General features: G+C 44.4%; 17 protein-coding genes, 1 pseudogene and 1 riboswitch. Of the genes and pseudogenes, 6 read left to right on the top strand and 12 right to left on the bottom strand.

Going from position 1 to position 12349, the window contains the following annotated elements; all coding sequences use genetic code 11:
* Positions 1–32: 32 nt before the first annotated feature.
* The gene (locus tag AB1K91_RS17275) at positions 33–230 is read right to left on the bottom strand and encodes a cold shock domain-containing protein (RefSeq protein WP_077305238.1); all 198 of its coding nucleotides are present in this window, start codon (positions 228–230) and stop codon (positions 33–35) included.
* A gap of 449 nt (positions 231–679) precedes the next feature.
* On the opposite strand from AB1K91_RS17275, the gene corA reads away from it, so the two are divergent.
* Entirely contained in the window at positions 680–1648 is a 969-nt protein-coding gene (gene corA, locus AB1K91_RS17270; RefSeq protein ID WP_413091627.1) for a magnesium/cobalt transporter CorA, read from the top strand.
* Between the two features lie 112 nt (positions 1649–1760).
* Entirely contained in the window at positions 1761–2723 is a 963-nt protein-coding gene (gene trhO, locus AB1K91_RS17265) for an oxygen-dependent tRNA uridine(34) hydroxylase TrhO (RefSeq protein WP_413091703.1), read from the top strand.
* 23 nt (positions 2724–2746) lie between these two features.
* On the opposite strand, the gene AB1K91_RS17260 is transcribed toward trhO, so the two are convergent.
* On the bottom strand, positions 2747–3115 hold the full coding sequence (locus tag AB1K91_RS17260) for a VOC family protein (protein WP_413091625.1): 369 nt from the start codon (positions 3113–3115) through the stop codon (positions 2747–2749).
* A 100-nt stretch (positions 3116–3215) separates the two neighbouring features.
* Here AB1K91_RS17260 and AB1K91_RS17255 point away from each other — a divergent pair, with 100 nt between their 5' ends.
* Positions 3216–3710 carry a glutathione peroxidase gene (locus AB1K91_RS17255; RefSeq protein WP_413091623.1) on the top strand — a complete coding sequence of 165 codons (495 nt, stop codon included), beginning with the start codon at positions 3216–3218 and terminating at the stop codon, positions 3708–3710.
* A 68-nt stretch (positions 3711–3778) separates the two neighbouring features.
* On the opposite strand, the gene AB1K91_RS17250 is transcribed toward AB1K91_RS17255, so the two are convergent.
* A complete protein-coding gene (locus AB1K91_RS17250) occupies positions 3779–3982 on the bottom strand; it encodes a hypothetical protein (protein WP_413091621.1) in 204 nt (67 codons plus the stop codon).
* A 165-nt stretch (positions 3983–4147) separates the two neighbouring features.
* Between AB1K91_RS17250 and AB1K91_RS17245 the strand changes: the two genes are divergently transcribed.
* The gene (locus AB1K91_RS17245; protein ID WP_413091619.1) at positions 4148–4918 is read left to right on the top strand and encodes an SDR family NAD(P)-dependent oxidoreductase; all 771 of its coding nucleotides are present in this window, start codon (positions 4148–4150) and stop codon (positions 4916–4918) included.
* 29 nt (positions 4919–4947) lie between these two features.
* Here the strand turns inward: AB1K91_RS17245 and AB1K91_RS17240 are convergent, their stop codons facing one another.
* From AB1K91_RS17240 to ribE, 8 genes and pseudogenes are all read right to left on the bottom strand, one after another.
* Positions 4948–5574: a hypothetical protein gene (locus AB1K91_RS17240; protein ID WP_413091617.1), complete on the bottom strand. Its 627-nt coding sequence runs from the start codon at positions 5572–5574 to the stop codon at positions 4948–4950.
* Positions 5571–6020 (bottom strand): permease prefix domain 1-containing protein, encoded by a 450-nt coding sequence (locus AB1K91_RS17235; protein WP_413091616.1) that lies wholly within the window; start codon positions 6018–6020, stop codon positions 5571–5573. Before AB1K91_RS17235 ends, AB1K91_RS17240 begins: the two co-directional genes overlap by 4 nt.
* Entirely contained in the window at positions 6020–6343 is a 324-nt protein-coding gene (locus AB1K91_RS17230) for a PadR family transcriptional regulator (RefSeq protein WP_280137071.1), read from the bottom strand. The genes AB1K91_RS17235 and AB1K91_RS17230 overlap by 1 nt, the downstream gene beginning before the upstream one ends.
* A gap of 202 nt (positions 6344–6545) precedes the next feature.
* Positions 6546–7001 carry a P-loop NTPase family protein gene (locus tag AB1K91_RS17225; RefSeq protein WP_413091615.1) on the bottom strand — a complete coding sequence of 152 codons (456 nt, stop codon included), beginning with the start codon at positions 6999–7001 and terminating at the stop codon, positions 6546–6548.
* Entirely contained in the window at positions 6998–7183 is a 186-nt protein-coding gene (locus AB1K91_RS17220; RefSeq protein ID WP_413091614.1) for a hypothetical protein, read from the bottom strand. The genes AB1K91_RS17225 and AB1K91_RS17220 overlap by 4 nt, the downstream gene beginning before the upstream one ends.
* An 81-nt stretch (positions 7184–7264) precedes the next feature.
* Positions 7265–7729, bottom strand: coding sequence for a 6,7-dimethyl-8-ribityllumazine synthase (ribH, locus tag AB1K91_RS17215; RefSeq protein WP_413091613.1), 465 nt, complete (start codon positions 7727–7729; stop codon positions 7265–7267).
* Positions 7730–7810: 81 nt separating this feature from the next.
* Positions 7811–8425, bottom strand: a pseudogene (ribB, locus tag AB1K91_RS17210) (3,4-dihydroxy-2-butanone-4-phosphate synthase); the annotation flags it as partial.
* 11 nt (positions 8426–8436) lie between these two features.
* On the bottom strand, positions 8437–9084 hold the full coding sequence (gene ribE, locus AB1K91_RS17205) for a riboflavin synthase (RefSeq protein WP_413091612.1): 648 nt from the start codon (positions 9082–9084) through the stop codon (positions 8437–8439).
* 305 nt (positions 9085–9389) lie between these two features.
* A riboswitch (FMN riboswitch) is annotated at positions 9390–9530 on the bottom strand.
* Between the two features lie 157 nt (positions 9531–9687).
* On the opposite strand from ribE, the gene AB1K91_RS17200 reads away from it, so the two are divergent.
* Positions 9688–10308: an ArsR/SmtB family transcription factor gene (locus AB1K91_RS17200; RefSeq protein WP_413091610.1), complete on the top strand. Its 621-nt coding sequence runs from the start codon at positions 9688–9690 to the stop codon at positions 10306–10308.
* 2 nt (positions 10309–10310) lie between these two features.
* Positions 10311–11576 (top strand): MFS transporter, encoded by a 1266-nt coding sequence (locus AB1K91_RS17195; protein WP_413091609.1) that lies wholly within the window; start codon positions 10311–10313, stop codon positions 11574–11576.
* Here AB1K91_RS17195 and AB1K91_RS17190 read toward each other — a convergent pair whose 3' ends face one another.
* Positions 11577–12149: a VanZ family protein gene (locus AB1K91_RS17190; protein ID WP_413091607.1), complete on the bottom strand. Its 573-nt coding sequence runs from the start codon at positions 12147–12149 to the stop codon at positions 11577–11579.
* Positions 12150–12349 lie beyond the last annotated feature (200 nt).

The following is a 12349-nucleotide window of genomic DNA, read 5'->3' as shown; positions in this document are numbered from 1 at the left end:
TCCAGAATGCGCCTCTGTCGTCGTATGATATTTTACAGACGAGTTACGTTAGCAGCTTGTGGGCCGCGGTTGCCTTCAACGATTTCGAATTCAACTTCTTGACCTTCGTCAAGAGTTTTGAAGCCGTCAGCTTGGATAGCAGAGAAGTGTACGAATACATCGTCGCCGTCTTCTCTTTCGATGAAACCAAAACCTTTGTCTGCGTTAAACCATTTTACTTTTCCAGTCATTTAAATGACCTCCTTACAATAGAAGTACAAAAGTACAGGTATTGAATCGTTATACCTTTACACCACTTATTGTGAAAGAGATCGTAAAGATTATTCAACCGTTTCCTTTTGCTCTTTAAGAGTACCTTTTTTTCAATAAGAATGCAAGTCAATTCTAACTTTTTCTCCAAATTAAGTTAAGAATGAGACCTACGCCCTATAAAAACGCTTACATTATTGGCGTTATTGGCAGAATACGCTTACAAGTAGACGTAATAAGACCTGTGACTATTGTCATTTATTTCAAGTAATATTCCGACAAACATGTCATTTAGATTCCAGTTTCCCCTTTGCTTTTCTTTTCTATACCCGCTTTGAAGAAGAAATATTCCTGTTGACAGTCCTTACCCCTTTTTTTATAGTGACTATAGCTTTTGTGAAAGAATAAACGTAACGAAAGGGGTGGCAGCATGATTAAGACGTATCTCTATGATCATCATACAGACACGATGCATACGAATATTTCTTTGCAAGACAGCAATCGGCATTTGGAGGATCCGGATAATCTGCTATGGATCGATGCCTATGACGTGCAATCCCATGAATTGCATGAACTAGCCGAGATATTCGATTTCCACCCGCTGGCGATCGAGGATTGCCTGCATGACAGCCCGCGCGCAAAGGTCGATGATTATGATGCATACAAATTCTTCGTCTTCCACGCCCTGCGTTACAACGAAGAAAGTGATAATGAAATTACGACGCTTGAGCTGAATGTTTTTTTAGGTCCTAATTATGTGGTTACCATTCACAAGCATAAGCTTCGCTGGCTCGGCCAGATGGATGCCATATGCTCCCGTTCTTCCCGCTTCATGAGCCAAGGAGCAGACTTTTTGCTATATGCACTGGCAGATGGCATCACGGATGAGTACTTCCCGGTTCTGGATCGAATCGGCATCCGGATCGAGGAACTTGAAGATGAGATGTACAGCGAAGGGGTCAAAGAGGTAACCGAAGAATTCCTGGCCTTGAAACGGACGATCATCCTGATCAGGCGAGTAATCCTGCCACAGCGGCGCATTTTCCTGAATGTGAATGGCAAATGGAAATTCGATATCCAGGAAGAAAACGTACCTTTTTACACCGACTTGATCGATCACCTGGAACGTATCGTCGACTCTACTGAAACATTCCGTGATTTGGTGAACAGTGCATTGGATACGTATTATTCCATCATCAGTGCCAAGTCTACGGAAAAACTGAACGTCCTGACGATCATTTCAACAATCATGCTCCCGCTCACATTCGTGACCGGATTTTTCGGGATGAACCTGCCGATACCGTTCCAAGACAGCCCATGGACAACATTAGGTGTCAGTGTCCTTCTCGTATTGGTCACTTTTGGCATGTGGTATTACTTCAAAAATAAGTTGTTTTAATTTCCATTTGTACTGAACTTCCAATCATGTTAAAATAATTGATTGCAAGAGTATGAATAACGACATAACGCCTAATTTTGTATCTTGCAAATATAAATGACAGGTGGAAAAAATAATGAGTGATTATCGAGTATTACTATATTACAACTATGTTGATATTGAAGATCCCGAAGCTTTCGCCAAAGAACATCTGAAACAATGTAAGGAATTAGGTCTTAAAGGTCGTATCCTTGTAGCGAAGGAAGGTATCAATGGTACTTGCTCCGGCACAATTGAACAAACACAAGCTTATATGGATATGATGCATGCGAAACCAGGTTTTGAAGAGATGGTCTTCAAAATCGACGAAGCAGATGGACATGCTTTCAAAAAAATGCATGTGCGCCACCGTCCTGAATTGGTGACGCTGCGTCTTGAAGATGATATAGATCCCCGCGAAATGACAGGTAACTACCTCTCTCCGCAGGAATTTTATGAAGCAATGCAAGATGAGAACACGATTGTTCTCGATGCACGGAATGATTATGAATATGATCTTGGTCACTTCCGCGGTGCTATCCGCCCTGACATCGAAACATTCCGCGACCTGCCGAATTGGGTCCGTGAAAACAAAGATATTTTGGAAGGCAAGCGCGTATTGACTTACTGCACAGGCGGTATCCGCTGTGAGAAATTCTCCGGCTGGCTCGTGCGCGAAGGTTTTGAAGATGTTGGCCAATTGCATGGCGGTATCGCCACTTACGGAAAAGATCCGGAAGTACAAGGCAGACTTTGGGACGGTAGGATGTATGTATTCGATTCCCGCATTTCCGTACCGATCAACCAAACAGAGCACGTTATCGTTGCGAAAGATTACTTCGATGGCAAGCCTTGCGAACGTTATGTAAATTGTGCAGATCCTTCCTGCAACCGCCAGATCATCTGCTCTGAAGAAAATGAGCATAAATATCTTCGCGGCTGCTCCGACAGCTGCCGCCGTTCCCCGCGCAACATGTACGTGGCAGAACACGGCTTGACTGAAGAAGAAGTGGAAGAGCGCCTTGCAAAACTAGAAAACGAAACAGTAGCAAACTAATAAGAACCCTGCGGGGTTCTTTTTTATTGCCATTCCAAGAATTCCAATCTGTTGCCAAAAGGGTCAGATACATAAATCCGGTTTGCTCCAGGCAGGTCTGTATCATCTACGAAAGAAATATTGCGTTCACTCAAATGTCGCCTAAGCGACACGAGTCCTTCCACCTCAAAAGCTGGATGGGCTTTTCGTGCCGGGGAAAAAGGTTCTTCCACACCCAGGTGAACAGTAATAGCGTTGCAGCTGAACCACACACCCCCTCTTGCTCGCAAATTGGCTGGTTTTTCGATCTCCTCAAAACCAAGAACATCCCCAAAGAACTCCCTTGCTTGCCCTTCACTGCCACGCGGACAAGCAAGCTGCACATGATCAAGCTGTTTCAGGAAAAACTCCATCGGACAACCCCCTTTTTCTATATTCTACCATTAAAAATTCGGATTGTTATCGCTACTTTACGGTTTATGCTACATTGAAATTGCAGAGGAGGAAAACGATATGACAATATACGACTATTCAGCCGTTACTTTAGAGGGTAAAGAAGTCAGTCTCAAGGATTACGCAGGCAAAGTGCTCGTCATTGTGAATACAGCCAGTAAATGTGGTTTTGCTCCACAATTGGAACAGCTTCAAGAGTTATATAAGGAATACCAAGAGAAAGGCCTGGTCATCCTTGGTTTTCCGAGCAATCAATTCATGAATCAAGAGCCAGGAAGCAGTGAAGAAATAGCAGCTGTTTGTCAGCGCAATTACGGTGTCAGCTTCCCGATGTTCGAGAAAGTGAAAGTAAATGGACCTGACGCCCACCCGCTTTATAAACATCTAACCAGTCAAGCCGGCGGACTATTCACCAAAAGCATCAAATGGAATTTTACAAAGTTTCTCGTCGATGCCAAGGGCAATGTTGTCGAGCGCTTCGCTCCCAAAACTAGCCCGTTGGACATGAAGCCGGCAATTGAAAAACAGCTCAACGTAGCTCAAACAAGCAGGTGATGTCCAAATGATACATCTGCTTTTCCTTATTTGCAAAAAAAGCCCCGCATCCAGTTTGATGCAGGGGTTCATTCTTCCGTATCCGAATTGGATGCCTGCTTTGTCCGATGCTTATGCCGATCATCCTGCAAATCCCGCTCCACTTCATCCACAGGTATATCATCCACCACCATATCCTGTTTATTCTCCAGTTGTTTTTCCCGATTTTCACTTTCGGCCTTGGAAAACCCGTGCTTATCCTTGTCGCCTTTGGCACCGTTTTTTTGCACCATCTCTTTCCCCTCCTTTGTAAGCCCTTTCCCTTTCTTTCATAAAGAAAAACATTCCTGTTGCTTTGTAACAGGACCAAGCAAAGGGTATACTAATAGAAGATAGCGTTTCTACCGCCCGGCAACAGGGTACATGCTTATAAAGATTGTCTAATGAGGTGAAGCACAATGAAACCAACCGCGCTAATTACAGGAGCCTCCAGCGGAATAGGCTACCATATAGCCAAATGGTTTGCCAAAGCAGGCTATGATCTCATCATCGTAGCACGTTCCAAGGACAAACTCCTATCGCTGCAAACAGAACTGCAAGATTCGAATGTGACTGTCATTCCTCATGATTTGTCCGTACCTAACAGCGCATATGAACTATATCAAAAGATTCGTGATGAAGGAAAAACCGTCGAGGTGCTTGTGAACAATGCCGGCTTCGGACTTAGCGGTAAGTTCGAGGATACAAGCTTTGAGACACAGCAAAAGCTGCTGCATCTGAACATGGTTTCATTGGCAAACCTGACTCGTCTGTTCATCGATGATATCATGCACTCCCCATACCGGAATGTACCGAATGGGATTTTGAATATTTCCAGCATGGCCGCCTTCCTGCCCGGTCCATATATGGCGGCATATCACGCATCCAAAGCATTCGTCCAGCGCTATTCAGAAGCCCTTGCAGAGGAATTGGCCGGGGACGGCGTAACGGTGACGGCACTTTGCCCCGGCCCTACGCAGACCGAATTCTTCAAGCGTGCCGGGAATGACAAAATCATGTCTTCGTTCCGTGATGCACCAGAAGATGTGGCCCGTCAAGGTTTCCTAGGATTCATAAAAGGAAAACGAGTTGTATTCCCGTCAGCGAACATCCATGCAGCCGTACTGCTCATGAAGCTACTGCCGAGCAGCCTGCTGAGTAAAATTGCCAAAAATATGTATATGAGATAAGCGAAAAGACACCCGGGCAGGGTGTCTTTTTATCTGCTGAGATGACGGCGATAGCTATAAAAGTAAGCTGCCAATGGCCACCATGCTGCTGCAAAAATAGGATAGATCGCCCAGATGACCGAAGGCGAATAGGCAATATTCACAAACAGGAAGAACACACTGAGTGATCCGAATCCCAATACGGAAAAGAATAAACTGGATATGCGATTACCTATGATGGATAATGGCCACCAGCTCATTGCAAAAATAATGAAGCCGTACCAAGGATTTTCATGACCGAAATACGAATGCAGACTGAAATAGTATAGGCAGACGGCAAAGCTGACGATGAATGCTAAGCCTAGATTCGCTAAATGCTTCCGAAACGTGACTGCGACCGCCCATAAAACCAAACCACCGATAGTGTACAAATACCAAGGAATCGACGGTGAATCCAGGAAATTTTCTCTTACAATTACCGCACCGACAATGATAGCCGACACCCATGTCACAAATGTTAATTGTTTTGGCAGAAGAATCTGTAAGGCGATGATGATTGCAGCACCTAAACTATACGTATACCAAATCTCCTGCGGTGTCGTCATCATGTTGATATAAACAGTAAAGGCCCCCATGCTAACCAACATGAATGCTACGAACAATCTCCATGGCTTCATCGCTGCATCACCTTTCTTTTTTTAGCTTTCAACCAAACGAAAGTCATACTCACCGGCCACCAAAGGATTGCGAAAGTCGGATAGACAAACCAGATTTCGCTCGGTGTATAATACACATTCACAAAGACGAGCAATGCTATGATCAAGGCACTGCCGCATATGGAAAAACCGAGATTCAATGTGCTCATATCTTCTTTTTGCTTCTTCTTTTTATTCGATGTTTCCGGCGAGGCATGCTGGAGCAGGAATTCCTTCTTAATTTCGGCTAAATTACCGAAATCAACGATTGCCTTGTTGACTGCATCCTCTTCCATTTTTCCGTCGCGCATGAAATCCGCTGCCTTCTCTTCCATCGAGTCTTTTATCTCATCCTTTAACGTCATTACCTTTTCGGTCTCTGGCAAATCGGCAAATTGTTCTTCAACATACGTTCTGATCTTTTGCATCAAACACCCTCCATAAATACATCGATTAATTGTTTTGCTTCTTTCCATTCTTTCGCTGCCTCATGCAAATATGCCTTCCCAAGTATCGTGATTGTATAATATTTACGCTTGCCTCCATGCGATTTTTCACCTTGGTAGGACTCTATCAGTTCCCGGCGCTCCAGCCGCTGGAAAACAGCATAAAGCGTCGCTTCTTTGATTTGGAATACATCGTGCGTCCATGCTGCTATATCTTTCGAAATCTGGTAGCCATACTTATCCCCGTCCATCAGCAGACGAAGGATGATGGAATCCAGATGCCCTCGAATCGTATCACTCCGAATATGGCACCCCTTCTTTCTAAATTACTCTATCTGATAAAGTAATCATAATCGATATTACTCTGCGTGTCAAAGTAATTTTTGCATCTTTTTCCCAAAAACAAAAAAACAGGCTATTAACCTGTTTCAGAATGGCTTTTAGCAAAATGCAAATACTCGATCACATCTGCTTTATTTTCAGCAACAATCACTTTATGACCATAGTTTAGATACCTGTCAAAGATATAAGGCCTAGTCGTATGTTCAAAATAACGGTTCCATTTGAACATATTGAGAAAGATACGGAAAGACGGCTTATATTGGCTGATTCCAAACCTGATATCTGTCGCAGATATCGTTTGATGATCCGCAGGTTCCTTACCTTATAACCAGGATCCAGCAAAATGATTACATCCGCTTGTTGCAGGCTGCCTTCCATCCAAGCATCTGTATGGACTCCCTCGATGATCCAAGCAGCAGATCCGATGATTTCGTTCAGGATATCCTTCTTTTCCTTGTCTGTACGGCGTCTGTCTCCAATCGAAGAGCGCTCCCAAACAATGTTATCCAACTCGTAGTGGACTGCGCTTGTCAATGCTGACAACTCCTTGGCAAGCGTTGTTTTGCCGCTGCCGACAGAACCGATGATATGTATTTTCTGCGGCCGAAATTTCTCACTCATTCCACAACTTTCCCACGAATGCACTGTTTTACATCAGCGATAAATCTGCCTGGCTTATCAAGCATGGTGAGATGGTCCGTATTTTCATATAGCGCTACTTGAACTTCCTTCCAACCCAGACCGTGGATCATTATTAATGTTGGTTTCGTTACAACTCCCGATGATTCACATTGTATTCTCACACAAGCACCTCCCACTAAAAATATACATTATTTTCTGAATATGAAAAAGAAGCAGAGGATATCCCCTGCTTCTCGCTTAGGTTAGATTTGTCTTAGCAAATTAGCCATCTCAATCGCAGAAACAGCTGCTTCTGCGCCTTTATTGCCTGCTTTCGTACCTGCACGCTCGATTGCTTGCTCAATCGTATTGGTTGTCAACACACCGAAGATAATCGGAATTCCAGCTTTATCAGCCGCACTCGCGACACCTTTAGCGACTTCATTGCTGACATAATCGAAATGCGGTGTGGAGCCTTTGATCACAGTTCCCAATGTGATGACAGCATCATATTTTCCACTCTGGGCAAGTTTATTGGCTGCAAGAGGGATTTCAAATGCACCAGGCACCCATGCCACATCGACTTTGGTTTCATCGACGCCATGACGCTTCAGCGTATCAATGGCACCGCTCAATAGCTTGCTCGTGATGAACTCATTGAATCTTCCTACAACGATACCTATTTTCAAATCTGTTCCTACTACATTTCCTTCCAGTACGTTAACCATATGAATACTCCTTTATATACAGGCATTATAAGCCATTTTGTAGATTTATTTTTCAATCGTTGAAGTTGACTCGATTCAACTCTTTACCTTGCTTTCATGCAGCTGTCGATAAGCGATTAAATCGGCTATCGTGATAATCGGCAGCTGGTGTGATTCAGCTAATTGCTCAAGTTCCGGCATGCGGGCCATCGTGCCATCATCATTCATGATTTCACATATATAGCCAGCTTCTGCCGTCCCTGCCAATGCAGCCAAGTCAACTGCAGCTTCGGTATGCCCTGGCCGTTCCAGCACACCATTCGGTTTGGCGATTAGTGGAAAGATATGCCCAGGGCGCTGGAAATCAGTCGGTACACTAGCCTTATCAGCCAATTTCCCAATTGTATGGGCACGCTCGAATGCACTGATGCCAGTAGTAGAATCGATGTGATCGATACTGACAGTAAATGCCGTTCCGTGTGGGTCAGTATTCGTATCCACCATCGGGGGCAAATCCAATCTTTCGGCAATTTCCCGGGAAATAGGCGCACATATCAGACCTTTTCCGACAGAAGCCATGAAATTGACTGTTTCAGGACTTGCAAATGCTGCCAAGGCAAGTAAATCCCCTTCATTCTCCCTTTCCTCATCGTCGGTGACAATGATGGCTTTGCCGCTTTTCAAGTACTCTATTGCATGGGCTATCGTCGTTTTCATTCATTTCCCTCCTAATCCATGAATCCATGCTGTGCTAATGTTTCTGTCGTGATACCAGCAGGCTGCGGGCTTTTTTTGTATTCCATAAGCCGTTCCATGTATTTGGCTAACTGGTCAAATTCAAGATTCACTATATCGCCAGCCTTCTTATCCCCTAAGATCGTCGCTTTCTTGGTCTCTGGAATAAGCGAAATGGTAAACAGATCATCTTGGACTTCAAACACAGTCAATGACACACCATCAACAGAGATCGACCCTTTTTTCATCAAATACTGCAGACCTGCTGAGACGCCAATATCAATATAACGAGCATTCGACTCATCCCGGATGGATAAAATAGTGCCAGTCGTATCCACGTGACCACTTACGAAATGACCGCCCAGTCTGCCACTTGGCTGAAGTGCTGGTTCCAAATTCACTTCATCGGCGCTTCGCAAATTCGATAAAGAACTATCACGAAACGTCTCAGGCATCACATCAACCTGGAAGGCATGCGATGTGAAGCTTGTAACTGTGAGACAAACGCCATTAACAGCAATACTGTCTCCTATATGCATATCTTTTGTCAGTTTCTCACTGGCAATGGTAAGCTGCATCGCGTTTTCCTGGTGATCCACAGCAATCATGCTTCCTACTTCCTGGATGATTCCAGTAAACACATTACCTCCTCCTATCCTTTTGATCTTCTTCAGACTAGAATTACTACGAATGGGAATTTTACCGTCTCGGGGCAATGTAACGGCTGATCGGGGGTATGGAGATGGCACTTAATATGGAACATCTCATACTATTTTTTTTGGATGACGAAAAAAGAGATGCAAGTTTGATCTTGTCCCTTTAAACACTATCCTTTACATAAAAAACCCCAGAATAAAAAATTCTGGGGCTCAGGAATTCAAAAGTATAGCGAAACAAGCTATTGTCAATAGACAAAAAGCTTTTGTTGGCGTGTGGATCGTACGCCGTTTTCTCTTTCCCATCCAGACTATACTGTCGGCTTTGGAATCTCACCAAATCCACCGTTGTAAAAACGGGTCACGGACTGAAGACAGCTGCGCTGCCTATCACCGCCGGTCGGGAATTTCACCCTGCCCCAAGAGAAAACCTATTCGATTGCTTTTACTTTAACATATTTTTTATGTCTTTGTACAGCAGGCAAAAAGTCTGAAAATTAAGTTGACAATATGTGGAACCATAGCTAAACTAAAGCAGTAAAATAAAGTTGACCGTTCAAAATAAATTTACTGAGAGGAGAATTCAAAATGAAACAGGCAATGGCATTGACGACCCTTGAGCAGCTCAAAGCAATTAGTGATCCGCTTCGCGCCGAGATGATGATGAAGCTGGTTGAAGTATCTTATACCGGCCAGCAGCTTGCTGTACTATTGGAAACAAGCAGACCAAAGATCCATTATCATTTGAAAGAGTTGGAGAAAAACGGATTGATCGAGGTGGTTCGCACCGAAGAAAAGAATGGTATTGTACAGAAATTCTATCGGGCTGCGGCAAGAGGTTTCTTTCCATCGGAAAATTTACTTCCCTATGCAGAAGAACTCAGCGAATCGACCAGACAGCTTTATGTGCAAATGGCAAATAAGACGAGGTCATCCATACTCACCGCACCAGAATCATCCTTTGCCAAAGCAGCTGGCTCCACTGATCCACAAGATTGGGACGCAATCGGCAGTATATGGGAAATCAGTGCAACAGAAGCCGATTTTAAGGAGTTCATCCAAGGTCTATTCGGCTTGATGCAGACGCTGCGTGAAAAAAGTGAAGCGGCTGAGGATGACCCGAATGGCAAGCTTTATCATTTTTCTGCCTTCGGTTTTGAAATCGATACACCATCGTTTGATCAAATTGAACTGGAAGGGGAGGATTGAGGATGTTTGCTATTTTAAAACAGCGAAATTATGGCTTGCTTTTCTCGGGGCGCATTGTCACCAATATTGGAGACAGCATTTATTTCATCGCCGCTATGTGGCTCATTTATGATCTGAGCGGCAGCGCATTTTATTCGGGGCTAGCCGGAGCTCTGACACAAATCCCGAATATTTTGCAGTTCCTGATCGGTCCGCTTGTTGACCGCTGGCCGATACGCGCCACGCTGTTATGGACCCAGGCACTCCAAGCCGTGCTTATCCTGCTCATTCCGCTTGCGGCTTGGCTGGACTTTCTGTCTGTCACGCTGGTACTCATCATCATGCCGATTTTGACTTCTATCAATGCATTCGCCTATCCGACAGAAACCAAGGCATTGCCGCTCGTTCTGAAAAAAGAAGAACTGCCTGTTGGCAATGCATTATTCTCCTTTGCTTACCAAGGCGTCGATCTGATCTTTAACGCCATTGCAGGCGTGATGATTGCTGTCTTTGGAGCGACATTATTATTCATCATCGACTCTTTCACCTTCTGTATTGCTTTCCTTTTATTCAGCTTCCTTAGAATTCCGCAACAAAAAGTACAGTCCGAAACATCTGGTACTGCTCGTACAGCTCTAAATTCTTACTTCATTGAATTGAAAGAGGGACTCAAGATTCTATTCACAACCATTTTGGCTGCTGCACTGTTTGGGGCAGTATTATGTAACCTCGCAATCGGTGGAGCTATGGCTGTGATGCCAGCTTTCGCAGACGAGCGTCAAGGAGCTGCTGTATACGGTTTGTATTTGGCAGCAATGTCTTGCGGAGCCTTGATAGGAGCACTATTAGCAGCTTCCTTTAGCAAGCTCCCCATCGGTAAAGCGACAATTTTCACCATGTTGTTAGCCTCTGCAATATGGGGAGCGGCTGCCTTCGTGCCATGGACTTGGCTGAGTGTAATCCTTTTCGGACTAGCTTGGGTCCCTGTCGGCTGTTTCAATGTTACGTTCGCAACGATGTTACAGACCTTACTACCTGTTTCCTTGATCGGCAGGGTAACAAGCGCAACCGCGAGCTTCAGCACAATTGCAACGCCAATCGGATCATTGACCGGCGGTTACGCAGCCACACTTGTCCCTGTAAATTGGGTCTTTTGCGCTGCTGGTGTCGGCCTAGCCTTGCTTTCCGTAACGTGGCTTTTTTATCCGAAGCTGCGCAAACTAGGACCGCTTGCTTCCCTTTCACCCGAATTGCTCGGTTTCAAGGATTCCCGACAGGAAACAAGCTGATCACAGTTTGTCCTTTTTCAATAATGGACGCAGCGCCATCCAATAGAATGCATAGCCGAGCATAGCCCCCAATACATTGAGGATGATATCATCTATATCGACAGATCGATAATTATAGCCGACAAAATAATTAAGCAGACCTTGTGTCGACTCGATTGCTGTACTGAATATGAATCCGCACAAAACGACAGCAAAGAACGATCGAATCCGGCGCACGAGCAAAGGCAGATAAAAGCCGAGCGGTACGAATAAGAGAATGTTGCCTCCTAGATTTTTAAGTGCAAGCCCGTAGCCGAAGCCATCGATTTGCGTCGTATGCCAGATTTGCATGATCGAAGCAAGCGGGGATGTGTTCCAGCGGTAGCTTGTTTCCAGCTGCTGATTTTCTTCGATCAAGTTCTGATCCACAGGCAATGGGAAAAAGGTAAGACAGACGACGGCAATCACATAAATTGCGAACGATGCCATCAATAAATGCTGTTTCTTGGTAATACCGAACGTCTGGTGAAACGGAATGATGGACAATAAATAGACAAACGCCAGGAAAATAGCCGGCGCTACGTAAGTTAACATAGTAATTACTCTCTCCTGTATGCTAGAAGTCCCTTACGTGGAGTAAGTGGACATATACCCTCTAGTCTACATGATTTTTCCTATATTGTGAACGCATAGATACAGAAAGAAACCGCCTTTTTATGAACTGCACCCCAAAAGTTAGAGTAACACTAACTTTTGGGGTGCTTTATTATGGTTAAATATAGTCAAGAATTTAA

It is taken from the genome of Terribacillus jepli (genome assembly GCF_047228925.1).
GTDB lineage: Bacteria > Bacillota > Bacilli > Bacillales > Amphibacillaceae > Terribacillus.
This window is presented reverse-complemented; position numbering and strand designations above follow the sequence as displayed.